This is a genomic window from Cellulomonas phragmiteti, assembly GCF_016862775.1.
Classification (GTDB): domain Bacteria; phylum Actinomycetota; class Actinomycetes; order Actinomycetales; family Cellulomonadaceae; genus Cellulomonas; species Cellulomonas phragmiteti.
Window position 1 is genome coordinate 25,920 of record NZ_BONP01000020.1, and the last position, 25,706, is coordinate 51,625.

Annotated in this window: 13 protein-coding genes; 7 read left to right on the forward strand and 6 right to left on the reverse strand. The window is 76.4% G+C overall.

Features of this window, described 5'->3' with window-relative positions:
* The first annotated feature begins 188 nt into the window (after positions 1–188).
* The 4 genes from Cph01nite_RS14645 to Cph01nite_RS14660 are packed head-to-tail and all read left to right on the forward strand — an operon-like array spanning position 189 to position 6,410.
* Positions 189–1,178, forward strand: a complete 990-nt coding sequence (locus Cph01nite_RS14645; RefSeq protein ID WP_239069282.1) for an AAA family ATPase — start codon at positions 189–191, stop codon at positions 1,176–1,178.
* A gap of 1 nt (position 1,179) precedes the next feature.
* On the forward strand, positions 1,180–2,322 hold the full coding sequence (locus Cph01nite_RS14650) for a DUF58 domain-containing protein (RefSeq protein WP_203675429.1): 1,143 nt from the start codon (positions 1,180–1,182) through the stop codon (positions 2,320–2,322).
* A gap of 49 nt (positions 2,323–2,371) precedes the next feature.
* The gene (locus Cph01nite_RS14655) at positions 2,372–4,690 is read left to right on the forward strand and encodes a transglutaminase domain-containing protein (RefSeq protein WP_203675430.1); all 2,319 of its coding nucleotides are present in this window, start codon (positions 2,372–2,374) and stop codon (positions 4,688–4,690) included.
* Complete coding sequence (locus Cph01nite_RS14660; protein WP_203675431.1) at positions 4,680–6,410, forward strand: NHL repeat-containing protein; 1,731 nt, start codon at positions 4,680–4,682, stop codon at positions 6,408–6,410. The genes Cph01nite_RS14655 and Cph01nite_RS14660 overlap by 11 nt, the downstream gene beginning before the upstream one ends.
* Positions 6,411–6,518: 108 nt before the next feature.
* On the opposite strand, the gene Cph01nite_RS14665 is transcribed toward Cph01nite_RS14660, so the two are convergent.
* Positions 6,519–8,024: a dynamin family protein gene (locus Cph01nite_RS14665; protein WP_203675432.1), complete on the reverse strand. Its 1,506-nt coding sequence runs from the start codon at positions 8,022–8,024 to the stop codon at positions 6,519–6,521.
* On the reverse strand, positions 8,021–9,916 hold the full coding sequence (locus tag Cph01nite_RS14670; RefSeq protein WP_203675433.1) for a dynamin family protein: 1,896 nt from the start codon (positions 9,914–9,916) through the stop codon (positions 8,021–8,023). Before Cph01nite_RS14670 ends, Cph01nite_RS14665 begins: the two co-directional genes overlap by 4 nt.
* A 171-nt stretch (positions 9,917–10,087) precedes the next feature.
* On the opposite strand from Cph01nite_RS14670, the gene Cph01nite_RS14675 reads away from it, so the two are divergent.
* On the forward strand, positions 10,088–10,792 hold the full coding sequence (locus Cph01nite_RS14675; RefSeq protein ID WP_203675434.1) for a response regulator transcription factor: 705 nt from the start codon (positions 10,088–10,090) through the stop codon (positions 10,790–10,792).
* Positions 10,793–10,910: 118 nt separating this feature from the next.
* Here Cph01nite_RS14675 and Cph01nite_RS14680 read toward each other — a convergent pair whose 3' ends face one another.
* Both Cph01nite_RS14680 and Cph01nite_RS14685 read right to left on the reverse strand, forming a co-directional pair.
* The gene (locus Cph01nite_RS14680) at positions 10,911–15,803 is read right to left on the reverse strand and encodes a beta strand repeat-containing protein (protein WP_203675435.1); all 4,893 of its coding nucleotides are present in this window, start codon (positions 15,801–15,803) and stop codon (positions 10,911–10,913) included.
* Positions 15,804–15,961: 158 nt separating this feature from the next.
* Positions 15,962–17,314: an NlpC/P60 family protein gene (locus Cph01nite_RS14685; RefSeq protein WP_203675436.1), complete on the reverse strand. Its 1,353-nt coding sequence runs from the start codon at positions 17,312–17,314 to the stop codon at positions 15,962–15,964.
* A gap of 147 nt (positions 17,315–17,461) precedes the next feature.
* On the opposite strand from Cph01nite_RS14685, the gene Cph01nite_RS14690 reads away from it, so the two are divergent.
* The gene (locus tag Cph01nite_RS14690) at positions 17,462–18,025 is read left to right on the forward strand and encodes a Pvc16 family protein (protein WP_203675437.1); all 564 of its coding nucleotides are present in this window, start codon (positions 17,462–17,464) and stop codon (positions 18,023–18,025) included.
* A 32-nt stretch (positions 18,026–18,057) separates the two neighbouring features.
* Here Cph01nite_RS14690 and Cph01nite_RS14695 read toward each other — a convergent pair whose 3' ends face one another.
* Positions 18,058–21,765: an eCIS core domain-containing protein gene (locus tag Cph01nite_RS14695; RefSeq protein WP_203675438.1), complete on the reverse strand. Its 3,708-nt coding sequence runs from the start codon at positions 21,763–21,765 to the stop codon at positions 18,058–18,060.
* Positions 21,766–21,955: 190 nt separating this feature from the next.
* Positions 21,956–23,959: an ATP-binding protein gene (locus Cph01nite_RS14700; protein WP_203675439.1), complete on the reverse strand. Its 2,004-nt coding sequence runs from the start codon at positions 23,957–23,959 to the stop codon at positions 21,956–21,958.
* A 185-nt stretch (positions 23,960–24,144) separates the two neighbouring features.
* Here Cph01nite_RS14700 and Cph01nite_RS14705 point away from each other — a divergent pair, with 185 nt between their 5' ends.
* Positions 24,145–25,698, forward strand: coding sequence for a phage tail sheath family protein (locus Cph01nite_RS14705; protein WP_239069283.1), 1,554 nt, complete (start codon positions 24,145–24,147; stop codon positions 25,696–25,698).
* The last annotated feature ends 8 nt before the right edge of the window (positions 25,699–25,706 follow it).

Below are 25,706 nucleotides of genomic sequence, written 5' to 3' on the forward strand. Positions count from 1 at the left end.
CCGCCGGGCCCCGCCGACGGCCCCGCGGGCCCCCGGCTGCCCCAACGGGCACGAAACCTGCCCGCCCGACGTATCTGCCCGCCGCGCGGCGGGTCCTACCGTGCAGGTACCGCGCCCGGCGCCCGGTGATACGCCCGCCGCGGTCCGCACCGCCGCGGCGGCGGTGCCGTCGCGGGGAGGGGGCAGGCGTGGACAACGACTTCGCCGATGCGTCGGCGCAGGGCCGCACCGCGTGGTTCGCCGAGCAGTTCGACGCGCTCGCGGGCAACGTCGAGTCGTTCATCCGCGGCAAGCCCGACGTCGTGCGCATGGCCCTGGTCTGCATGCTCGCCGAGGGGCACCTGCTGCTGGAGGACGTGCCCGGCACGGGCAAGACCTCGCTGGCCAAGGCGATCTCGCAGTCGATCGACGGGTCGATGCGGCGCATCCAGTTCACGCCCGACCTGCTGCCCTCGGACGTCACGGGCGTGCAGGTGTACGACGCGGGCAAGCGCGAGTTCGTGTTCCACCCCGGCGCGGTCTTCGCCAACATCGTGCTCGGTGACGAGATCAACCGGGCGTCGCCCAAGACGCAGTCGGCGCTGCTGGAGGTCATGGCCGAGCGCCAGGTGACCGTCGACTCGATCCCCTACCTGGTCCCGCGCCCCTTCGTCGTCATCGCGACGCAGAACCCCGTGGAGCAGGGCGGCACGTACGACCTGCCGGAGGCCGAGCTCGACCGGTTCATGATGCGCGCGACCCTCGGCTACCCCGACCATGACGCCGAGGTCGAGGTCGTCGCCCAGGTCACGGCCGGGCAGAGCACCGACGACCTGCCGGCGGTCCTGAGCACCGCGGACCTCGAGCAGATGAACCAGATCGCCGCCCAGGTGCACCTGGCACCCGCCGTGCTCGCGTACCTCGTGACCGTCACCGCGGCCACCCGCACCATGCCCGAGCTGCGGCTGGGCGTCAGCCCGCGCGGCACGATCGCGACCGCCAAGGCCGCGCAGGCCCTGGCCGCCACGCAGGGGCGCTCGTTCGTCACCGCCGACGACCTCAAGGTCGTCGCGCCGTACGTGCTGCCCCACCGCATGGTCCTGCGCCCCGAGGCCGAGCTGCAGGGCCGCACGGCGAGCGACCTGCTCGACCAGGTGCTGTCCAGCGTGCCGGTGCCGCAGCAGCGCGCCGGGGTGTGACGTGCTCACGCGCTCGGGTCAGGGGGTCGCCGTCGCGGGCGTCCTGCTCCCGCTGGTCGGGTGGCTCGCCGACTGGCCCGAGCTCGTGCTCGTGGGGCTGGCGTGCCTGCTCGCCCTGGCGGGCGCGGCCCTGTGGATGGTCTACCGGCCCGCGGTCACCGTGCGCCGGGAGATCCAGCCGCTGCGCGTCGCCGAGGGCGAGACGGCCCGCGGCCTGCTCACCGTCACCAACACCGCCGCGCGCCGCAGCCCCCCGGTGCTGGCCACCGAGCGCGTCGGGTCACGCTCGGTGACCCTGCCGCTGCCGAGCCTGGGCGCGCGCGCCTCGCACGTCGCGGCGTACCCGCTGCCCACGGCGCGCCGGGGCGTGTACCCCGTGGGCCCGCTCGCCATCGGGCACTCCGACCCGCTGCGGCTCATGCGCATCGCCTCGGACCACGCCTCGACCGGCCGCCTGACCGTGCACCCGCGGATCCACCACGTCGCGTCCGTGCCGTCGGGACGCTCGCAGGACGCCGAGGGGCCGACGTCCTCGAGCGCACCGCGCGGCGGCATCGCCTTCCACTCCCTGCGGGAGTACGAGCCGGGCGACGACCACCGGCTCATCCACGCCAAGGCCAGCGCGCGCACCGGAGTGCTCATGGTCCGGCACAACGTCGTGCCGTTCGAGCCGCGCCTCATGGTCGTGCTCGACACGCGCGCCGTGTCCTACCCGGGCGACACGTTCGAGGACGCGTGCCGCATCGCCGCGTCCCTCGCCGTCGCGGCCGTCGACGGGCGGTTCCCCCTGCAGCTGTCGACGACCGCGGGCGACACGGTCGTCGTGGACCGCACGCGCGACCGCAGCGAGGTCCTCGACCTGCTCGCCGCGGCCCGTGCCACCGTCGAGGACCCCGGCCTGCCGGCGCTGGCCTCGATGGTCCCGCGCGAGGACGGCGTGTCCCTCGGCGTGGTGACGGGCCAGCCGCCGGCGGCCGAGCGCGCCGTGGTCGCGCGCGTGCGCGGCCGGTTCCAGATGGTCTCGCTCGTGCAGGTCGGGGTGGCGCGCGGGCGGCGCGCGGCGCCCCTGGACGGCACGCTGGTCGTCGGGGTCGCGTCCGACGAGGACTTCCCCGCCGTCTGGGACGCGCTGGTCCGGGGGTGAGGCCGTGACGACGCCCGCACCCCGGGGACGGCGGCGCTGGGGACCCCTCGTGGCCCGCGGAGCCGAGCCCGTGCTCGCGGTCGGCGCCGTCCTGGCCGCCGCGAGCGCCCTGGCCCCGTTCTTCACCGGCCGCGGCTGGGTGCTGCCCGTCGCGCTCGCCGGGCTCGCCGGTGGACTGCTCGGGTGGCTCGTGACCTGGCGGCGGCTGCCCGGGTGGTCGCTGGCGCCGGTCGGGCTCGTCGTGCTCGTCGTCGGGCAGCTCTACGGCCTGCACGCCGCGCAGACCCGGTACGGGCTGCCCGGTGCGCCGGCGCTGCGCGCGACCGTGGACGGGCTGCTGTCCGGCTGGGCGCGCATGCTCACCGTCACGCTCCCGGCCGACGCCTCCCCCGACCTGCTGGCGCTGCCCGTGGGGCTGGTCGCCGCGGCGGCCTACGGCGCGGTGCTGCTCGCGCTGCGCACCCGCCTGGTGGTCGGTGTCGTGCTGCCCGCGCTCGTCGTGCTCGTCGCGTGCTTGGCCCTGACGGCCGGGCGGGACGCCTGGGCGCTGGTCCCGACCGTCGCCCTGCTCGCGACGGCGCTGCTGCTGGTCCTCGTGCGCGCCAACCGCGCGTCGACCGACGACGGCGCGAGCCTCGCCGACGCCCGGGCCGTGGGCGTCGACCTCGCCGCGCAGCGTCGGCACTCCACAGCCGGGCGCGTGCTCATCGGCCTGCCGGGCGCGGCGGCCGTGGTCGCGCTCGCCGGGCTCGGTGCGTCCGCGCTGCCCGTGGCCGACGGCAGCAGCCGGGCGGACCCGCGCGCCGTGTACGCCCCGCCCGTGCAGGTCGACCAGGGGCTGAGCCCGCTGGTCCAGGTGCGCCCGCAGCTGACCGACCCGCCCGTGCCGCTGTACCGGGTGCGGGTGCGCAGCGAGGGCGACCCCGCCGCGGTCGACCGGGTGCGCCTGGCCGCTCTCGACCGGTTCGACGGTGCGCTGTGGACCCAGGGCGGCCGGTTCGTGCTCGCGGGCAGCGCCCTGCCGCACACCACCACGTACGCGTCCGGTGCCGGGACCGTGCGCGCCGACGTCGAGGTCCTCACCGGCGGCAGCCTGTTCCTGCCCGTCGTCGGCGAGCCCGTGGGCCTCACGGGGACCGCGGCCGCGCTCGACGCGGCGAGCGGGACCCTGGTGCGCGCCGACACCGACGCAGGGTCCGGCGCCACGTCGTACACGGTGACGGGCCTGGTCGCCGACCTCGACGGGGTCCAGGACGCGGGCCCGGCCCCCGGCGACCCGGGGCTGCTCGCGCTGCCGGACGCCCCCGCGTGGGTCGCCGAGCAGGCCGACGACGCGCGGGCCGCCGGGGCGACGCCGTGGGCGCAGCTCGACGCGCTCGCCGCCACGCTGCGGGCGCGGTCGTACGACCCCGAGGGGCTGCCCGGGCACTCGTACGGCGCGCTCGAGCGGCTGCTGCGCGCCGAGGACCCCGTGCCGGGGTACGCCGAGCAGCACGCGTCGGCGTTCGCCGTGGTCGCCCGGGCGCTCGGCTACCCCGCACGCGTCGCGGTGGGGTACCGGCTCGACCCGGCGCGCGCGGTCGACGGGGTCGTCGACGTGGCGAGCAGCGACGTGCACGCGTGGCCGGAGGTCCTGCTCGACGGCTACGGCTGGGTCGCGTTCGAGCCCACCGACGTGACCAACACCGTCGACGCGCCGCGGCCCGACGAGCCGGAGGTCCCGCAGGTGGCGCCCGACGACGCGGTCGCGCAGCCGACGCAGGCCGACGACGCGGCCGACAACTCCGCGAGCGAGGTCGGCGGGGTGCTGGCGCGCGTGGTGCGCACCGGCGTGCTCGTCGTCGTCGGGGTCGTCCTGGGCCTGCTGCTGCTGGCCGCCGGCGTGGTCGCGGCCAAGGCGGCCCGCCGCAGCCGGCGCCGCACGCGCGGCACCCCCGCCCGGCGGGTGGCGGCCGCGTGGCGCGAGGCGTGCGACGTGCTGCGCGAGCAGGGCGTGCCCGTGGCCCTGGCCCGCACCCCGCTCGAGGTCGCCCGCACCGCGCGCGTCGGCACCGGCCCGGCGTCGGCCGCGGGCGACGCCGTGGCCGAGCTGGCGACGCTCGTGACCGCGGCCGTGTGCGGGCCCGCGGAGCCGACCGACGCGACGGCGCGCCGCGCGTGGGCGCACGCGGCCGAGGTCCGGCGCCGGGCCGCGTCCCGCGTGCCCCTGCCCCGGCGCGTGCTCGCCGCCGTCGACCCGCGGACCCTGCGCGGGCCCCGGACCCGCGGCGCGCCGGCCCCCGAGGTGGCGCCGCCGGGCCGCGACGCGCCCCGCGCCGAGGCGCCCGTGCCCGTCGGGGCGCAGGACGGAGCGGGGCGTGCGGGCTGACCGTGGGGCCGGCCACGCGGTGGGGACGACGCTCGGCGCGCTGCTCGCCGCGGTGCCGCTCGTGCTCGCGGGGCTGTGGGGGGCGGGGCACGCCACCCACGTGGTCGACCTCGCCGACGGTGCGGCGTGGCTGGTGTCGCCCGAGCGCGGCCTCGTCTCGCTGGTCGACGCCCCGACGGCGCAGGTCGCGGTGACGCTGCGCCTGCCCGTGGCCGACGCCGCCACCCGCGTCGTGCAGGGACGGGACGGCGCGTACGTGGTGCGCGGCGGGACGCTCGCCCGGATCGACGCCGCGACGTGGACCGTGGGCGGGGCCGTCGTGTTCGGCGACGAGGACGCGACGCTCGCCGTGGTGCCCGGCGCGGGACGCGAGGCGGGCCTGTGGGTCCTCGACGGTCGCACGGTGCGCCTGGTCGACGCCCGCACGCTGCAGGTGCGCGCGACCGCCGACCTGCGGCTCGGCGACGACGTGCGCGCGGTGGTCGACGACCGCGGCGACCTGTGGGCCGCCGACGACGAGCGCGTGGTGCGGGTCCGGCACGAGCACGGCGGGCTGCAGCCCGTCCCGCAGCGCGGTCCGGGGGGCGAGCTCGTGCTCGTGCAGGGCCGGGCGGTCCTCGTCGACGTCGCCGCCGGCACCGTCCGCCCGCTCGACGGCCGCGCCGGGGTGTCCTGCGCCCAGACCCGCTCGCGGTCACCCGGCGCCGCCGTCGCCGGCTCGTCGACGTCCCCCGAGGTGTTCGCCGCCTTCGGTGGCGCCCTGCGCGTCGCGGGCACCGACGGCGCGGCGTGCGGCACGGTCGCGCGCGTCGGCGACCGGGACACGACGCTCGGCGCGCTCGCCGAGGTCGCCGGGTACGTGGTCGCGACGGACCCGCGCACCGGCGGCACGACGGTGGTGGACCGGCGCACGGGTGCGCTGCAGACCTTCGCCCTGACGTTCCCGGGGCACCGCGTCGAGCTGGTCGTGCGCGGCTCGACGGTGTTCTGGAACGACCTCGACGGGCACGCCTCGGGCCTGCTGGAGCTCACCGGCGGCGCCTGGCGCAGCACCCCGGTCCAGAAGTACGACCCGGCGACGGGCGCCGGGGCCCAGGTCGCGCGGACGGACACCGCCCGCCCCGGCCCCGCGGACGCCGACCCCGAGACCGCGTCCTTCCGCATCGTGTCGCTCACCCCCGACCGTGCCCTCTACGCACCGGGCGCCCCCGCCGTCGTCACCCCCGAGATCACCGGCGAGCCGGTGCCCGGCGAGGTCTGGTGGTGGCGGTTCGAGAACCTCGTGACGGGCGCGTTCGAGGACTTCCGCACCCCGGGCGTGCCCATCGCGTTCGACGCGCTGCCGGACGTCGGGGAGTACGCCACCACCCTCGTGGTCGTGCGCGACGGGTCCGTCGCCACGGCCACCACCACGGTGCGCGTCGTGACGTGGTGCGCGCTCACGGTCTCGACGACCCTCGTCGACCTCGCGGTCGACCCCACCGTCCAGGTCTCCGTCGACCCCGCGTGCCCGGTGAACCAGGAGATCACCGTGGCCACGGCGCCCTGGCTCGACGCCGACACGAGCGCCGCGACCGTGGCCGGGGCGTCGGGTGCGGTGACGCTGCGCGCCGTCGCCGAGCCGCCCACGACCGGCCCGGTGGCCGGGGCGCTGACGCTCGAGGTGACCGGCCAGCCGGCCTCGCAGGTCCGCGTCGACGTCGTGGGCGCCGCACCCTGAGCGACCACGTATCACGCGACCCGCCCGCCGCTCCTCCTGGGCGGGCGGGCGCACCGCCGGTGGAGGGTCGGCGGTGCGCCCGTGGGGGAACGAGGGGCGACGGCGCCGTCACCGTGCGGCGGCCGCGATCCCCTCGCACGTGCGCCGCAGCACCTCGGTCACCCGCCGCACGTCCGGCCCGGCGAACGGGTGCGCCGCACGGCGCTGCCACGAGCGCAGCGCGGCGACCGCGGCGGCGCGCACCTCGGCGGCACCGACCTGGCGACCGGGGTCGTCCGGCTCGTCGGCGCCCGCGCCGTGACCGGCTGCCGGCAGGCCGAGCCGCGTGCGCGGGTCGTCACCCAGCGCACCCAGCAGCCGCTCCGCCTCGTCGCGCGCCGCGTCGTCGCCCACGTCGATCTCGCCCGTGCGCAGGTCGGCCAGCAGCCGCAGCTCGACCAGGTCGTGCGCACCGGCCACGACCTCGTCGCAGCGCCGCGCGAGGCGGTCGGCGCCCGCCACCGGGACCCGGGCGACCAGCGTCTCGACGGCCCGCAGCGCGCGCTGGGCCTGCAGCGCGCCGGACCGGGCCACGAACCGGTGCAGCAGCAGGTCGCGGACGTCGTCGAGGCGGCTGGCACCGCGCAGCACCGCGGCGAGCGCGGCGGCGTCCGGCGCCGACCCGTCGCGCACCGCACCGACCGCGAGCCGCACGCCGAACAGCCCGAGGTCGTCCAGGAGCGCCGCCCGGGCGTCGGAGGGCACGGCCCCCGCGGCACGCAGGAACCGGTCCGCGGACAGCAGGACGTGCGCCGGCTCGGCGGCCAGCGACGCGACGTGCTCGTACCGCGCCTGCGTGAGCTCGACCGCCGCGAGCCCCAGCAGCCCGCACACCGGCACCACCGTCTGCACCAGCGCGCGCACCCGCGGGTCGGCCCGGTACCGCGCGGCGATGGACTCGGCCGTCGCCAGCGCGTCGGGCCGGCCACCGCCGGTCTCGTCCGCGCGGGACAGCACGCCGACGGCGTTCACGGGGGTGACCGCCCACGTGTCGTCGTCGGCGTGGAAGGCCCGCAGGAAGTCGACGTCCGACTCGTGGACCTGCCGCAGCATGTACAGCACCGCGTCGGCACCGTCGGCACCGTCGGCGTCACCGAGCAGGAACTCCTGGGTGCGCGCCGACACCTCCCCGCGCGCCGACGCCAGACCGGGCGTGTCGACGAGGGTCAGGTGCTCCAGCCGCGAGGACGGGTACTCCACGACGAGCCGCGCGACGTCCTCCACCGCCAGGGCGCCCAGGTCGACGCGCGTCTGACCGCCCTCGCGGACGAACGCGACCTGACGGCGCTCCCCGGTCGGCAGCACCGCCCACGCGCGTGCCGCCGGGCCGTCGACGTACGTCGTGACCAGGCGGGTGCACTCGGTGGCGTCGGTGGCCGCCAGTCGCTGCCCGACCAGCGCGTTGAGCAGCGTGGACTTGCCCGCCTTGACACGCCCGGCGAACGCGACGCGCAGGGGCCCGTCCAGCCGCTGCGCCGCGGTGGTCAGCGTCGCGGCGTGCGGGGTGCCCGCGTAGGTCGCGGCGGCGTCCCGCAGCAGGTCGCGGACGGCGTCGACGGTGCGCGCCCCGGTCACGTCGTCCCTTGCGGCACCGGCACGGTCGCCTGCCGCGCGGCCAGGAGCGGGGCGAGCAGGCCCTGCGTGCGGGCCGCGAGGTCCCGCAGCCGGTCGAGCTCGGCGTCGACCCGGGCGGTGCGTGCCAGGCGTGCCGTGTCGTCCTCCGCGATGGCCGTCGAGAGCTGCTCGACCGTCGCCGTCGCCGTGGCCAGCAGCTCCGCGGCGCGTGCCGCGTACGTCTCGCGCAGCAGCCGCTGCAGCCCGCGCACCGCGGCGCGGCTCTGCTTGCGGGCCGCGGTGTCGACCTCCTCGAGGTAGGCCCCGACCGCCCGCTCGGTCTCACCGCGCAGGGCGCGCAGCTGCCCCTCGCGCGCCGCGTGCCACGACCGGCCGGCCAGCACCGCGGACAGCACCACCGCGACGGGCAGCACCACCGGCAGCGCCAGCCCCAGGACGAGACCCGCCCCGTGGCTGATCATCGCGCCGGCCGAGCCCCCGCGCAGCGCCACCAGGCCCAGGTCCAGGCGCGACGCGCGCGTCCCGGGCGCGGCGACGAACGCGACGTCCACCCCGCCGGACCCGTCGGCGCCCGTCGCGACCCCCTGCCGCAGCTCCCACGCCGCGGAGCCGAACTGCTCGGCCACCGCGTCGGCCACCTGGTCCGCGAGCGTCCGCACCAGGGCCTGGTGGTCCAGCAGCGCCGCGGTCGTGCGCTGCTGCAGCCACGGCCCCAGGTCGGCCTCCAGGCGCGTGGCCGGCAGCTCGGCGATGTGCGCGACCGCGTCCCGGCGCAGGGCCCGCAACCGCACCGTCAGGTCCGTCTCGACCTCCGAGGCGAGGTCCGACGTGCGGTCGAACAGCACCTGCTGCCAGCGCGCACCCGCACCGCGCAGGTCGGCCGCCCGGGCGCGTGCCTGCTCCCACGCCACGCGTCGCTCCCGGGCCGTCGCGTCGTCGCCCAGCGCGTCACGCTCGGCGGTGAACGCCGTGAGGAGCTGCCCGAGCGTGCTGGCCGCCACCGCGGCCGCAGCCGCCTCCCCCGTGCCGGCGGCCCGCACCCGCTCGTCGAGCAGGCGCGCGGCGAGCGCCGGGTACCCGGACTCCGCCAGCAGGTCGCGGTCCTGCGCGCGCAGCCCCGCGTGCCGCAGCGGGGCCGACAGCGGCAGGACGTCGGCCCGCACGCCGGCGACGCGCAGGTGCCGCACGTCGGCGTCGCGGATCCGCCGCCAGTGCGCGAACAGGTCGGTGCGCGTGAGCCCCACCAGGACGACGGGGCACAGCGCGGCCGCCTGCCGCAGCAGCTCGATCTCCGCGGCCCCGAGCTCGGACCCCGCGTCGGTGACGAACAGCAGCGCGTCGGCCACGGCGAGGCTGCGCAGCGCGACGCCGGCGTGCGTCGACGCCAGGCCGCCGCTGATGCCCGGCGTGTCGACCAGCACGAGCCCGCCGCGCAGCAGCTCGCGCGGGAGCCGGATCTCGACGGCCCGGCCCGTGGTCCCCGCGCCGTTCCCGGCCGGCGGGGCTCCGGGCGCGGCACCCGGCGCGTCGTCGCGCAGCAGCGGCACCGCCTGCCCGGTGGCCGCGGTCGGGACGTCCGCGGGTGCGACGTCGCCCAGGGTCGGCGCGTCCGGCTGCTCCTCCGCCAGCACGCGCGCCGCGACCCGCTCGCCCCAGCGCACGTAGGTCGGCACGGCCGTGGCCACGTCGGCGTCCGTCGCGCACACGCGCGCGCCGAGCAGGGCGTTGACCAGGGAGCTCTTGCCCTTCTTGAACTCCCCGCACACCACCACGCGGAACGCCGGGTCCGCGAGACGGGCACGGGCTGCGTGCACCCGCTGCACGAGGTCGCCGCGTCCCGCGCGGGCGGCGGCGTCCGCCACCGCGTCGAGCAGCCGCTCCACGTCCCCCATCACCGCATGGTCCCACCGCGACGGCTGCCGGGGACGGTGTCGCGCGTGCAGTGCCTCAACAGGCACCCGCGCGGGACGGTGTCCGGAGGAACCGGGTGAAACGCGACGTGTTGAGCGGGCGTTGAGCGCCTGTGGAGGGGACGTTGAGCCCGGCGCGCGAGCCTGCTGCGCATGACCACCGCCTCCGTGCACACGCTGCGACCGCTCGAGTCCGTCCGCCCCACCGGGGCCACGCTGCACCTGCGGGTCGCCGTGCAGGGCGGCGACGCCCTGACGCGCGCCGGCCTGCGGTCGGTCCTGGACACGCTCACCGACGTGCAGGTCGAGCACGTCGAGGTCGAGCAGCCCGGCGACCTCGCCCAGGCCGAGGTGGTCGTGGTCGTGCTCGAGACGGTGAGCGCACGCGCCGTCGACGCGGTGCGACGCCTGGCGTCCCGCCCCGGCTGCCGGCCCGTGCTCGTGGTCGGCGAGGTCAGCACGGAGGCCGTCGCGCTCGTCGTGCAGGCCGGCGCCGTGGGCGTCCTGCGACGGCGCGAGGCGACGGCCGAGGGCGTCGGGGCGCTGCTGCACGCCGTCGCGTCGGGCGAGGCGGTCGTGCCCGTCGACCTGCTCGCGGCGCTGTTGCCGCGCACGTCCGCCGAGCACCCGTCCGCACCCGCGCGGCCGGGCCACGTGCTCGCGCTCACGGGCGTCAACGACCGCGAGCGCTCCGTGCTGCGGCTCCTGGGCGAGGGGGCGGACACGCGGGAGATCGCGCGCCGCCTCGCGTACTCCGAGCGCACGGTCAAGGTCGTCGTGCAGGACCTCACGCGCCGCTTCGGGCTGCGCAACCGCACGCACGCGGTGGCGTACGCGGTGCGGCACGGCCTGATCTGAGCGCCGCACCCCACCGACGCGTCGGCGCCGCGAGCGCGCCGCCGGACCGCGGACGGCGACGGCCGGCCACCCGCGCGGGGTGACCGGCCGTCGCCGGGACCGTGGCCCTGCGTCGCCGTCAGGCCTCGCGGCGTCGCGCCGTGACGACCAGCGCCGCACCGGCCAGGAGCAGCAGCGCGACGCCCACGAGCGACGCGCCGAGCTCCGTCCCGGTCACCGCGAGCGCCGGTCGGGCGGGCGTCGGCTCGGCGGCGGCTGCCGCGACCGTCGCCGCGTAGGTCGACGTCGCCGACTGCCCGTACGCGTCCGTCACCCGGTAGACGACCGGGGTCGCCGCACCGGAGAAGCCCACGACCGGGGTGAACGTCAGCGCGCCCGTGGCCGGGTCCAGCGTGTACGTGCCCTGGCCGGGCACGTCGACCACCAGGGTGTCCCGACCGTCCGCGTCGACCAGCGTCACGGACCCGCCGGACGGGACGGTGACGGTCGTCGTCGGGCGCTGGGCGGTGCCCGGTGCCCCGGTCGACGTGAGCGGGGCCGCCGTCGGCCGCGCCGGGAGGACGACGGTCGGCGTGTAGGTCGCCGACGCCGTCTGGCCGTAGGCGTCGGTCAGGACGACCGTCACGCCGCTGGCCGCACCGACGAACCCGAGGACCGGGGTGAAGGTCACCACACCCGTCGCCGGGTCGAGCACGTAGGTGCCCTGACCGTCGACCGCGACCGTCGTGGCCGCGGCGCCCCCGGCACCGCGCAGGGCGACGGTCGTGCCCGGGGGGACCGGGAACGTCGCCGTCTGCACCGCGGTGCCGACGCCCGTCGTGCCGGCGGGCGTCGCCGTCGGCGGGGCCGGTGCGACGACCGTCGGGGTGGAGGTCGCCTCGGCCGTCTGGCCGTAGGCGTCCGTGACCCGGAAGGTCACCGGTGTCGCGACCCCGCTGAAGCCCGGTGCCGGCGTGAAGGTGACGACCCCCGTGGCGGGGTCCAGCACGTAGGTGCCCTGCCCGACCACGGTCACCGAGGTGACCGGGTCGCCGTCGGCGTCGAGGAGCGTGACGGAGCCGCCGGTCGGGACCGCGACCGTCGTGCTCTGGGGTGCGCCGGCCGGTCCGGACGTCGTCCGGTCGGTCGCCGCCGGTGCCGACGGCGCCAGGACGGTCGGCGTGTAGCGGCCGTCGTCGCTCTGGCCGTAGGCGTCGGTGAGACGGAACGTCGCACCGGCGGCCTCGCCCGTGAAGCCCAGCGCGGGCGTGAAGGTGACGACGTGCGTGCCCGGGTCGAGGACGTAGGTGCCCTCGCCCGCGACGACCAGCCGGTCGACCAGCTCCGTGCCGTCGACGAGCTGCACCGTCGTGCCGGCCGGGACCGGGACGACCGTGCTCTGCGGCGTCGTGCCGGTGCCGGTCGTCGTCGCGTCGACCGCGACGGGGCCGGCCGGTGCCAGGACGAGCGGCGCGTACCGCGCGTCGTCGCTCTGGCCGTAGGCGTCCGTGACGCGGATCGTCACGCCGTCGGTCTGCCCCGCGTAGCCGGGCACCGGGGTGAAGACGATGCCACCGGTGCTCGGGTCGAGGACGTAGGTGCCCTGACCGGGGACCGTGACCGTGCCGACCAGGTCGCCGTCCTCCGCCACGAGGGCGACGGAGCCGCCCCCGGGCACGGGCACGGTGACGGCCTGGGTCTGCTCGGCGGGGCCGGACGACGCCGGGTCGCCCAGCACGGGTGCCGGGGGTGCGGTGACCGTCGGGGTGTACGTCGTGGTGCCGGTCTGCCCGTAGGCGTCCGTCACCTGGATCGTCACCGGCGGTGCGGCGCCCTGGAAGCCGAGCTCCGGGGTGAACGTCACGACGCCCTCGGGCGTCACGGCGTAGGTGCCGACGCCGCCGACGACGAGCGTCGGGACGACGTCTCCGTGACCGTCGAGGAAGCCGACGGAGCCGCCCGCGGGGACCGTCACCGACGTGACCGGGCCCTGCGGCTCCTCGCCCGTGCCGGACGAGGTCAGGGGCGTCGGAGCCGGGGCCGGCGGGGCCTCGACGGTCGGGGTGTAGACGGCGGTGGCGGACTGGCCGTACGCGTCGGTCACCTCGTAGGTGACGCCGTCCGCCTCGCCCGCGAAGCCCAGCTCGGGGGCGAACGTGATCACGCCCGTGGCCGGGTCGAGGGTGTAGACGCCCTGGCCGTCGACGACGACGCGGATCGGCGACCCGCCGCCGACGAGCGCCACCGAGCCCGACCCCGGGACCGTGACGGTGGTCGACTGCGTGGCGGTGCCCACGCCGTCGGTGGTCGCGGGCAGCGGCTGCGGTGCGGGCGGCGCGGTGACCGTCGGCGTCCACGAGCCGGTCGCCGACTGGCCGTAGGCGTCGGTCACGACGACGGCGACGCCCTGCGACTCACCCGAGAAGCCCAGGTCCGGCGTGAAGGTGATCGTGCCGGTGCTCGGGTCGAGGGTGTAGACGCCCTCGCCGTCGACGACGACGCGGGTCGGCGACCCGCCGCCCGACAGCGCCACGGTCCCACCCGCGGGGAGGGTGACCGTGAGGTTCTGCGGCGTCACGGCCGGGCCCGTCGACGTCGCGTCGGGTGCCACGGGGGGTGCCGGCGGGGTCACCGTCGGGGTGTACGTGGCCTGCGCCTGCTGGCCGTAGACGTCGGTGACGCGGAAGGTCACGGACGTGGCGGCACCCTGGAAGCCGAGCTCCGGGGTGAACGTGATGGTGCCGGTGCTCGGGTCGAGGGTGTACACGCCCTCGTCCTCGACGACGACGCGGGTCGACGACTCGCCGCCGAGCAGGGCGACGGCGCCCCCGGTCGGGGCGACGACCGTCGTGCCCTGCGGCTGCGTGCCGACGCCGGTGCTGGTGCGGGCGGTGACGACCGGGCCGTCCGGCGCGGTCACAGTCGCCGTGTACGTGCTCTGGGCGGTCTGCCCGTAGGCGTCGGTGACCCGGTAGGCCACCGCGGTGGCGGTGCCCTGGAAGCCCGCGACGGGCGCGAAGGACAGCTCACCGGTCGCGGTGTCGACGGCGTAGGTGCCCTCGCCGTCGACCGTCACCGAGGTCGCCGGCGTGCCGCCGTCGAGCAGGCGGACGGAACCACCGGCCGGGATCGGCACGGACGTGGCCGGGCGCTGGACCGCGGTGCCCACGCCGGTGGACGTGTACGGGGAGGCGGACGGACCTGCCGGCGCGGTCACCGTCGGGGTGTACCGGGCCTGGCCGGTCCGGCCGTACGCGTCGGTCACGCGGAACCGCACGGCGGGCGCCTCACCGACGAACAGCGGGGCGGGCGTGAACGTGATGACCCCCGTGGCGGTGTCCAGGGAGTAGGAGCCGCCGGCGACCGCGAGCGTCGTCGTCGGGTCGCCGCTGCCGTCGAGCAGGCGCACGGAGCCCGACGGCGGGACCGTGACCGTGGCCGTCTGGCTGGCGGGCGACGTGCCCGTGGTCAGCAGGTCGCCCGGCGCGGGGGCGGCGGGCGGGGTGACGGTCGCGGTGTAGGTGCCCGTCCCCGTCTCGCTGCCGACCGTGACGCGGAACGGCGCCGCCGGAGCCTCACCCTGGAAGCCGAGGACCGGCGTGAACGTGAGGTTCGCGCCGGAGACGGCGTAGGTGCCGACGCCGGTGACGCTCAGGCTGGTGACCGGCGTCGTGCCGTCCAGCAGCGTCAGCGTGCCCCCCGCCGGGACGGTGACCGCCTGCTGCTGCACCGCGGTGCCGACGCCCGTCGTCGTCAGGGCCTGGGGCTGCGGCGCGACGACGAGCGTGGCGGTGTTGTCGGTGAGGTCCTGCTCGTTGCCGATGACGGTGACCGTCGAGCTCGTCGAGACCGGGTGGGACGCCGGGGCGGTGCCGGTGAACGTGTAGGTGTCGCTCGCGCCGGGCGCGAGCTGCCCCACGACGCACTGCACGACGCCCGAGGTGAGCGTGCAGCCGGTGTCCAGACCCGCGTCGGTGAGCCCCACACCCGTCGGCACGGGGTAGGTGAAGGTCGCACCGGAGGACCCGGCATCGCCGGAGTTGGTGACCTGGACGGTCCAGGTGATGGGCGCGGACGGCGCGGACGGGGCCGGGGACGTCACCGCCAGCGTCAGGTCCGTCGGGGTGGACGGCGACGTCGCGCCGTCGTTCTGGCTGGTGGGCGGGCCGGCGATGGTCGAGACCAGCGTCGCGGTGGGCAGCGTCGCGCTCGGGTTCGTCACCCGGAGCTGCGTGATGTTGCCCGTGTTGTTGTAGCTGAAGGCCAGGTTGCCGTTGCCGTAGACCCAGGCGGCGCCGTAGCCGGTGCCGAGCCCGCCCGTGGAGTCGTCGGCGTCCGGGAAGAGGTTCGTGACGTCGATCGAGGTGACCTGACCGGTCGTGCTGATCCGCTTGAGCGTCCGGACCGGGACGGACCCGCTGCCGGCTGCGACCTCGACGCCCCACAGGTAGCCCTGCCAGAAGGTGAAGTCGTTCATGGTGACCGCCTCCGAGAGCGTCACCGCGGTCGAGGTCCGGGCGACCACGTCGACCGCCCGCATGGAGGTCGAGCTGCCCGTCGGCCGCACGTAGAGCGTGTTCGGGCCACCGAAGGCCCCGGAGTACTGGCCCGTGGTCACGCCCGAGATCGTCCCGAGCTGGGTCGCGGTGCCGTCGTGCTGGATCCGCACGAGCTGGCCGTTCGACGCGATCCCGTACAGGAAGTTGTCCGAGGGGCGGTAGTCCACCGCGTTGTAGAGGAACGCGGCGCGGCTGCCGAGCGAGGCGATGGTGACACCGCCCCTGCCGGCGTTGGCCAGGCGGGACTGCACGACGGTGCGCATGGTGGTCGTGCTGTCACCCGGGACGAGCTGCGAGATGAAGACCGTCGGGTAGGTGAGAGCGAACGGGGCGGCCACGGCGGGGAGACCCGGTGCGACCAGCGCCGCCGCCGCGACGAGCGCGACGCCTGCGCTGCGGCGTGCACCGCGTGCCGCAGGGGTGGTGGTGCGGGACCTGGGCGCGCGCGCAGACCTCGGGGAGAACAGGGGCACAGATGCTCCTTCGGAGGACATGAGGTCGGCGCGGGGGATCGCGCGCTCGACTCAGGGCTCCCGGGGCATCGGGACGTTGGACGGTCGTCCTGAACGCATGACCCGAACGGGTCGGGTGAAGCGCGGGACGGTGTGCGCTGCGCGACCGCAGCAGCGCCTCAGAGGCTCGTGTCGTCCGGCGCGACCGACGCCAGCGGGTTGCTCTGCGCGTCGAGGGGGTCGAACCCGGCGGCGTGCTCCGCACCGTCGACGAACCCGTCGCGGTCGGTGTCCGCGGCGAACGGGTCGGTGCCCATGATCTGCTCGAGGGCGTCCGACAACCCGTCCGCGTCCGCGTCCGGGCCGCCGGCGGCGCCCCCGTCGACGTCACCGTCACCGTCGGAGTCGGCCCGCAGCGGGTCGGTGCCCAGCAGCAGCTCCTGCCCGTCGGACACGCCGTCGCCGTCGGAGTCCGCGGACTCGGCCCGCGTGCCCAGCACGAGCATCTCGTAGCCGTCGGACGAGCCGTCGCCGTCGGTGTCGGCGAGGAACGCGTCGAGACCCAGCCGCTGCTCCAGGACGTCGGTGATGCCGTCGCCGTCCGAGTCCAGGCCCGGGTCGAGGCCGACGGGCCCGTCCGGGCCGACCGTGCCGCCGGTCAGCCCCGGGATGAAGCCCGCGTACTGGAACCGGCCCTCCGCCTCCCCGAAGATCACGCCCTTGCGGGGGTTCGCCGCCTCGATCGTGCGGCCGTCGCCCAGGCTGATCGCGACGTGCGCCGACGGCGGCCGGCCCTGACCGGGCTGCGGCTCGTAGGGGAACGAGAACAGCAGGGCGCCCGGGGTGTTGATGGCCTCCTCCACGGACATCGTCGCGCCGTCCGCCTTGAGGTCGAGGTACTGCAGCCACGTGCCGTCGGGCACGGTGACGCCCTGGCGGCCGGCCGCCCACTTCACCAGCTCGGAGCAGTCGAACGCGTCGGGGTCGGCGTCGTCGATGCTCGCCGTCACGCCGAACACGTACCGGTCGCCCGCCTGGGCCGTGGCCGCGTCGAGGAAGGCCTGCAGCAGGCTGCCCCCGGCGGGCGAGCCCCCGGCGGCCGCGGCGACGGCGTCCCCGCCGAGGCCCGCCCCCACGACGTGCCCGTACCCGGAGGTCCCCGACCACACCCCGCCCGGCGCGTCCCCCGCGAGCTGCGCGGCGGTCTGCGCCTCGTCCCGGAACTGCAGGTAGCGCGCCCCGCCGCCGCCGTGCGTCACCGTCCACGGCGAGATGTTCGCGCCCTGCCCGGACACGCGGAACGCGGCCCGGGCGTTCTCCAGCGGGTCCGAGAGGTCGACGCCCGCGAGGTCCTTGTGGGCGGCCACGTTGATCTGCCAGAGACCGCGCGAGTCCTCACCGACGGGGTTGTGCGCGCCGGTGTTCCCCCCAGACTCGGCCAGGGCGATCGCCGTCATCGTCTGCGCCTGGTCGGGGCCGAACCCCGCGAGGCGTGCGTACCGGTAGATCTCCTGGGCCGACAGCACGGCCATCCCTCGACGGTAGCCCTGCGGGTCACCCCGGACCAGGATGAAACGGGCACGTGGTGCCCGTTGGGGCAGCGCGGCGGGCCGGGCGGGCCGCGCGGCCGCGGGCGGCGCGAGCATGGGCCGGACAGGTCCAGCACGACGGGGGTGCGCATGATCTCCGACGCCGACGACGCGCTCGTCGCCCTGGTGCAGTCCGAGGCGCTGCGCGGGCAGCCCGCCGAGGTCGTCCTCGACGCGCCCACGTCGAGCTGGGCGGCCCGGCGCACCGGGCCCGTCGTCGACGTCTTCCTCTACGACCTGCGCGAGGAGGTCGACCGGCGCGACGCGCAGTCGCGGACCGTGCGCGACGACGCCGGGCGCATCGTCGGGTACACGCCGGGGCCGCGCTGGTACCGGCTGTCGTACCTGGTGACGGCGTGGACGCAGCGCCCGGAGGACGAGCACACACTCCTCGGGCTCGTGCTGGCCAACCTCGTGCGGTTCGACGCGATCCCCCCCGAGCACCTCGGCGGTGCGCTCGAGGGCGCGCACGTCCCGCTGACCGTCGGGCTGCCACCGTCCGGCGACCGGTCCGCCCCCGACCTGTGGAACGCGCTGGGCGGGGAGCTGAAGCCCGCGCTCGACGTCGTCCTCATCGCCCCGATGACGGTGGCGACGACGCAGGTCGCCGGGCCGCCGGTCGCCGGGCGCGAGGTGCGGGTCGGGGACCGCTGAGTCGCGGCACCGACCGGCGAGGTGCGACCCCGCTACCGCCGCGACCGTTGCGGCCCGACGAACCCCGGCCGCGTCGACGGGTCGTACGAGACGTCACGCGAGCCTCGGCGGCTGTTGCAGCTCGCGCACATCACCCGCAGGTTGGCCGCGTCGTTGTACCAGGTGCGTCGCTCGTCCTGCGTCGTGCAGCACCCGACGTCGTTCCAGTGCTGCGCGACGGGGATGTCGTGGTCCCAGGTCGGCCGCGTGCGCGACTCGTCGCGGTTGCGGTTCACCAGGTGCGGCACCTGGTCCTCGAACCCCGGGCACAGGTACCACGACGCGTCCGTCATCTGGCTGCGCACCGGGTCCGCCGCCACCAGCACGCGCGCCTGGTCCTGCATCTCGCGCATCTGGGCGGCGGCAGCGGACGCCAGGCTCGCGTCGAACGCCGACGGGTAGAAGCGCCGGCGGATCTCGCTGCGGGTGAGATTGGTCTCCATGCTGATGCCGGCCGCCCGCGACAGGGCGCTGACCAGCGCACCGGCCTGGGTCGCCAGCTCGTCGAGCTCGCGCAGCGCCGCCCGCTGGATCGTGCTGTCGCTGACGGCGTCGCCCTCGGCCAGGTCAGCCCGCGCGACGCCGACCCGCGCCCGCAGCGCGCCCAGCGCGGCGCGCAGGCGCACCACCTCGGCGTCCTCGGAGTCCGCCACGGCGTCGAGCAGGGGCGCGATGCGCTGGAACACCGGACGCCGCTCGGCCGAGGCCATCTCGAGGACGATCACGCCGTCGCGCAGGACCGCGTAGATCGTGTGCGACTCCTCGTCCATCGACGTGGGCTCGCTCGCCTCGAGCGTGGGGCCGGCCGCGCCCGGCGCCGCGGGCTCGCCCTCCGCCCCACCCGTGCCCGTCAGCGCCGCCAGCGCGCCCCTGCCCAGAGCGACCGCCCGCTCGATGAGCCAGTCCAGCGCCTCGAGCAGCTTCTCGCGCAGCCCGATGACGAACTCGGCGATCTTCTCCGGCGCGTCCCCCAGGCCCACCTGGTTCGCGAGGAACCCGATCGCCACCGGCACCGCCGCGGCCAGCCCGCCCTCGAGCATCGCGGCACCCGGGCCGACGTCGCCCTTGGCGATGGCCCCGATGGTCGCGACGTAGGAGTCGACGATCTCCAGCAGCTCGCGCACGTAGTCGAGCACCGACTGGACGGCACGGAAGAACGCGATCGCGCCGTTGATGACCGCCATGATCCCCGTGGGGTCCAGCATCGACAGGACCTTGGCGATCGCCGCGTCGACGATCTCGGACATGATCCAGTCCTTGACCATCCCGAACAGCGTGTCCCACAGCATCGACAGCTTCTCGGTCAGGCGTGCCCAGATGGCGGAGAAGCCACCGTCCTGGACCTCCTTGACGAACGCGAACGCCTCGCCGGCCATCGCGACGGCCCCGCGGATCCGGTCGACGGTCTCCTGCCCGAGGTGCGTGGCGAGCTTCTGCCAGATCACCTCGACGGTGATGCCCGAGATCTGCACGATCAGCGTGATGGCCGTCTCGAGCGTCAGCTCGGCGGGCCGCTCGACACCGATCTTGCTCAGGCCACGGAAGAGCCAGTCGGCGAGCCCGTCCAGCAGGTAGGTCCCGATCTTGCCGAAGAACGACGAGAACCCGGCCTTCATGGCCGCGACGAGGTTGAGCAGGAACCCGACCGGGTCGTTGACGATGTCGTCGATCGCGGCCGTCGCGTTGGCCACCACGTTGCCCACCAGCTCGGGCGGGAAGTTCATCATCCGCAGGACCAGGTCGATGACGACCTGCACGACGACCGAGATGAACTCGAAGATCCGCCCGAGCGGCTCCCCGAACTTCGCGGTGATCTCGTTGAACGTCTCGACCGGCGAGAGCAGCTTCTCCAGGGTGACGAGGTCCCACACGCCCGTGAACGTCGAGACGACGAGGTCCCAGCTGATGCCGAGGCTCTCGACGGCGCCGTCGATCCGGGCACCGGCCTGCGCGATGGCGCCGGACTCGGCCAGCTGGTCGTACATCGCCGCGCCGCCCGGCAGCAGGGTGATGAAGCCGCGGACAAGGTTCTCGCCCGTGCGCGGCACCCGCTCCTCGGTGAACGGGTTCTGCTCGATGATCACGGTCAGCAGGTGGAATCCCGGGATCGTGTGGGCGTGCTCGCTGAGCCACTCCAGCAACGACCGCTTGACGAGGACCAGGACCTGCTCGATGACGTCCCACGCGAACCGGCCCACGTCGCCGACCAGGGTGAACGCCCGGTCGGCCAGGTCGGGCAGGGTCTCGAGCAGGTGCGGCAGGTTCGCCGGGCTGATCGCGTCCCACGCGGCGGTGAACAGCGCACCGGCCTGCCCGACGAGCGCCGTGAACCGGCCCACCATGGTGTCGAGCCAGTCGGCGGTGGCCTGCAGGGTGTCCCGCTCGGCCATCTGGTCGACGACCTCGCCCCTGCCGATGAGCCGCAGGAAGTCCCCGAGGATCTCGACCGTCGGGGCGTCGACGGACTCGCCCGTGAGGGGGTCGTGGTGGAACACCTTGATCGCCAGGTTCCACAGCGGCGCGATCTCCGGGGTCTGCAGCAGCGGCCGCGCGACCGCGGCGACGACCTGCCGCACCTGGGCGATGACGGCGTCCTTGACCTCGTCGACCAGGGCACGCACGTCGGCGAGGAACGCGTCGACGTACCGCTCGACGATCGCGACGTTGCCGCTGATGCCCTCGGTGACGCCCATCTCGTCCCACGCGGCGGAGACGTCGGCGCTGATGCGGTCCCACGTGAGCCGGTGCGCGGCCATGCGCTCGCGCAGGTACGCGACGATGTCGGCGAGGATCTCGACGCCCTGCAGCACCGGCCCGACGGCCGCGCCGAACGGCCCCCACGTGAGGACCTTCTCGACGAGCTCGAGGTCCGGCGGGCGCACCGGCTCGTCGGTCAGCGGGTCCTTGCCGGTGATCATGCCGATGAGCGCGTAGCCGGGGATCGCCTGCACGGCCGAGGTCACACCGTCGACGATGAAGTCCGGCAGCAGGTCGGTGACCTCGAGGTCGCGCGCGACGGGTGCGCGCCAGGTGTCCAGGGCGACCTGCTGCACGACGTGCGTGGCCTCGTGGCCCATGAGCTCCAGGTCACCGACGGACTGCCCGTCCCCCAGGAAGATGTGCGCCCCCACCGTGAACGCCCGTGCCTGCAGCTCCGCCGCCGCGGCCGCGGCCTGCGCCCCGGTGTGCACCTGCACGCCGGACAGGTCCGCCCCCAGGTGCGGCTCGATCCGCGCCCGCACCGCCTCGGGGATCGGGACCCCGCCGCCCGGGCTCGCGATCAGCGACTGCGTCGCCTGCGAGACCGGTACCTCACCCCCGGCCGCCACCTGCTCCACCGACGCCGCGCCCTCCCCGTCCCGCGCGACACCCCCAGCGGCCGCAGGGCTGGATCGACCTCTCACGCCGAGGGGAGTGGGGGTGGGGGTGGGGAGGGCCGCGCGGGCTCCGCGGCCCGCGGGAGGGCGATCCGGCCCTGCGTCCGTCATCCGCTCCGCGGGTGGCGCCGACGGGGGACGCTGGTGCGCGATGCGCGCCCCGAACGCCTCCGCCTCCTTCTCCGCCGGGTCGTGCGGGTGGCTCACCGTCAGCGTCGAGCGCGCCGCCGCCACCGCCGCCCGGTGACCCGGACCGGTCGCCCCGGCGGCGCGGGCGGCGTCCGGGCCGCGCGCCGCGCGGGCGACGGCCGCGTTGGACAGCACCGCCGTCCCCCCGCCGCCGGCGCCGGGTGCGGCCCCCGGCCGTGTTGCGGCGCGCGACGTCGTGCGCGCACCGGACGTGTGCCGCGACCCGGCCGCCGTCGCACCGGCCGCCGTCGCACCGGCCGCACGGGTCGCCCGCGTCCCGGCGGCCGGCGCCGCGCCGCGCTCCACGGCGGCCGCGCGCTCCGTGTCAGCCCCCGACCCGGCGGGCCGACGCGTCCGGGGGCGCGTCGGGCGGGTCGACCACCGACAGGTGACCGAGCTTGACGAGCTCGCGCTGCAGGGCGCGCACGACCCGCGCCATGGTGATCGACCCGTCCTCGTCGGCGGCCGCGAACGCCGCGCCGAGCGCCGCGTTGCGGATCACCCCGCCCGTCACCTTGAACCGGCGCGCCAGCAGGTCGAGGTCGACGTCGTCGACGGGCGCGGCCGCGGGGAACACCCGCTCCCAGATGCGGCGCCGCTCCACCTCGTCCGGGGCGGTGAACGTCACCGACACCGCGATGCGGCGCCAGAAGGCGTCGTCGATGTTGCCCTGCAGGTTGGTCGCCAGGATCACCAGGCCGTCGAAGACCTCGAGGCGCTGCAGCAGGTAGGCGACCTCGATGTTCGCGTACCTGTCGTGCGACGACGCCACGTCGGTGCGCTTGCCGAACAGGGCGTCGGCCTCGTCGAAGAACAGCACCATGTCCCCCGACGCCGCCGCGGAGAACACCCGCTCGAGGTTCTTCTCCGTCTCCCCGATGTACTTGGAGACGACCGCCGACAGGTCGACCTTGTACAGGTCGAGCCCCAGGTCCGCGGCCACGACCTCGGCCGCCAGCGTCTTGCCCGTCCCGGACGGTCCCGCGAAGAGCGCGACGACACCGGCCGACGGCACCGCGGGGAACCCCCAGGAGCCGAAGACGGTGCGCCGCTGCCGGTACCGCGCCACGAGGTCGTGCAGCTGCCCGGTGGGGGTGACGGGCAGCACCAGGTCCTCCCAGCCGCGGCGGGCGTGCACCCGCGCCGCGACCCCGTCGAGGTGCCCGCCCGCGAGCCGCCGGACGCCCGCGGCCACGTCGTCGGCCCGGGGGTGCGCCGCCGCGCCCGGCCCGGCGACCAGCCGCAGCTGCTCACGCGTCAGCCGCACGCCCGCCGGCGCGGGCCCGCCCGTGCGGCGGTGCCAGTCGACGTCGTCGGCCTCGCCGTCGCGCACGTGGACCTCCCGCCAGGGCCGCGCGGGCAGGCAGTCGAGCGGCAGCTCGCGCGCCGAGGCCAGGACGAGCGCCAGGTGAGGCGCGCGGTCCAGCTGCTCGGTGTCCTCCCGGGCCAGGCGGCCGTCGACCTCCACGACGAGCACGGCGCAGCGCAGCGTCGCCTCCCGCACGACCGCACCCCACGCGTCGGGCGACGCCGGCAGGGGGGCGACGAGCAGGTCCGCACCCGGCAGCGCCGACGCCGCCGCCTGGCGCCGGCTCTCGGGGTCGGCCCCGTGCACGAGGAGCAGGGCGCCGGCGCCCGCCGGGGCGTCCGCGGGCGGGCGGGCGGGTGCCGGCGCGCCCCGTCCGCGGGCGCCCGCGTCGGACCCGGCGTCCGCAGCAGGACGGAGCCGGGTGCCGGGCGGCACGTCGGGGTCGAGCGTGTCGTCACCGCGGGCCGCCCACGCCACGCGCGGCGCGACGCCGCACATGCGCGTACCCCACGCCCCCTCCCCGCCGACCACCGCCAGCCCCGCGCGCACGAGGGGCCCGCGCGGCGCCAGCGCCCGCAGCGCGTCGTCGCCCAGCACCCGCGCCACCCACGCGAGGGTCGGCCGGGGCAGCTGCACGCTGTCCTGCACGTACGCGACGAGCCGCTGCCGCTGCGGGTGCAGGTCCACGGCGAGCAGCACCGCCGCCACCTCGGCGGCGACCCCCCGCACGCCGGCGTACCGGCACGCGCGCGCCAGCCCGTCCTCCCCCGTCCGGACCCAGGCGTGCAGCGCCACGCGGGCCGCGGTGACGTGCGGCTCGAGGCGTGCGCGCAGCGGCGCGACGCGCTCCGGGGCGGGACCGTCGAGGCCCGGCAGCGTCGCGAGCAGCGCGTCGACCTCCTCGTCGCCGACGTACATCCCGGCGAAGTCGCGCGGCGGGACGCCCTGGACGACGCGGCACACCGCGGCGTCGGCGGCCAGCACGACGTCCGCGAACCGCTCCCACGCCGGCGCGTCCATGCCCACGTCGTACCCCCCGTCGCGGGCCCGCGACGACGCCCCCGGCGGAGCCCTGCCCGTTGGGGCAGGGCGGACGTCCCCTACCGACGCCCGGGCGGCACTGTCGCCGGCCCCGGCCGCGTCCGACGCTGGCCCTGGTGCGGACCGCAGGGGGCGCGCCGCACCCACGACGAGGGGGACGAGCCATGGCCACGCTGAGCAGCATCCGGTCGCCCGGTGTGTACGTGCAGGAGGTGGCGTCCGGGCCACGGCCCATCCAGGGCGTCGGCACGGCCGTCGCGGCGTTCGTCGGCATCACGGCCGACGGCCCCTACGACCAGGCCGTCAAGGTCGTGAACTGGTCGCAGTTCACGCGGACCTTCGGCTCGTTCGTCGAGGGCGCGAACCTGCCGTACGCCGTGCACCAGTTCTTCGACAACGGCGGCGGTGCGGCGTACGTCGTGCGCATCGGCGCGCTGGGGTCCGACGAGGGGCAGCGCGCGACCGCCGAGCTGACCAGCTCCGTGCGCGCCGGTCACGCCGTGTACCGCGTCGAGGCGGTCGACCCGGGGGCGGGCGGCGACGCCATCATGGTGGCCGTCGAGCCCAAGGTCGAGGTCGAGGGCCAGGCCGAGGCCCCGCCGGAGGAGGCGTTCACGCTCGTCGTGCGCCGCGGCGACGACGTCGAGCGGTACGAGAACGTCACGAGCCGCAAGGGCGCGGCCAACGTCGTGGCGGCCGTCGCGGAGTCGCGGCTGGTCCGCCTGACGGAGGTCGGCTCGTCACCGGTCGCGGAGCGGCTGCCCGCGTCGGGCCAGGTCGCGCTGACCGGGGGCGCGGCCCTGCCGGCACGCGTCACGCCGGCCGACTACCTCGGTGACGTCACCGCGCGCTCCGGCATCGCGGGCCTCGACGCGCTCGACGACGTCACGATCGTCGCCGTGCCCGACCTGGCCGCCGCCTACGAGGAGGGCCAGCTCGACGCGGACGGCTTCAAGGCCGTCCAGGCCGCGATGGTGTCCCACTGCGAGGCCCGCAAGGACCGCATGGCGATCCTCGACACCCCGCGCGGGCTCAACGCGCAGCAGGTGCACGAGTGGGTGACCGAGAAGATGGCGTTCTCCTCGCCGTTCGCGACCGTCTACTGGCCGTGGGTCTCGATGTGGGACACCCTCCTGGGCCGTGCGCGGCTGTTCCCGCCCAGCGGTGCGCTGGCGGGCATCTGGGGTCGCAACGACGACACCCGCGGCGTGCACAAGGCGCCGGCGAACGAGGTCGTCCTGGGGGCGCTCGACGTCGAGCAGGCCCTGACCCGCAAGGAGCACGACGACCTCAACCCGGCGGGCATCAACGCGATCCGCGCGTTCCCGGGGCGGGGCATCGTCGTGTGGGGCGGGCGCACCCTCGCGTCGGACGCGCAGTGGCGGTACGTCAACGTGCGCCGCCTGTTCAACTACGTCGAGTCGTCGATCCTGCTCGGGACGCAGTGGTCGGTGTTCGAGCCCAACGACCAGAAGCTGTGGCAGCGGATCGAGCGGTCCGTCGGGTCGTTCCTGCTGGGGCTGTGGCGCGACGGCGCGCTGTTCGGCACCACCCCTGCCGAGGCGTTCTACGTGCGCTGCGACGCCGAGACCAACCCCCCGGACCAGGTCGACGCCGGGTACGTCGTCATCGAGGTCGGCATCGCGCCGGTCAAGCCCGCCGAGTTCGTCGTGTTCCGCATCAGCCAGCTGCCGACCGGCGGCGCGGTCGCCGAGTGACCTGACCT

What these genes read in the sequence shown, in the direction of transcription:
- Cph01nite_RS14675 (WP_203675434.1), top strand. Translation starts at nt 10,088, where the DNA reads ATGACCACCGCCTCCGTGCACACGCTGCGACCGCTCGAGTCCGTCCGC.
- Cph01nite_RS14685 (WP_203675436.1), bottom strand. Translation starts at nt 17,314, where the DNA reads ATGGCCGTGCTGTCGGCCCAGGAGATCTACCGGTACGCACGCCTCGCG.
- Cph01nite_RS14690 (WP_203675437.1), top strand. Translation starts at nt 17,462, where the DNA reads ATGATCTCCGACGCCGACGACGCGCTCGTCGCCCTGGTGCAGTCCGAG.
- Cph01nite_RS14700 (WP_203675439.1), bottom strand. Translation starts at nt 23,959, where the DNA reads ATGGACGCGCCGGCGTGGGAGCGGTTCGCGGACGTCGTGCTGGCCGCC.
- Cph01nite_RS14705 (WP_239069283.1), top strand. Translation starts at nt 24,145, where the DNA reads ATGGCCACGCTGAGCAGCATCCGGTCGCCCGGTGTGTACGTGCAGGAG.
- Cph01nite_RS14670 (WP_203675433.1), bottom strand. Translation starts at nt 9,916, where the DNA reads ATGGGGGACGTGGAGCGGCTGCTCGACGCGGTGGCGGACGCCGCCGCC.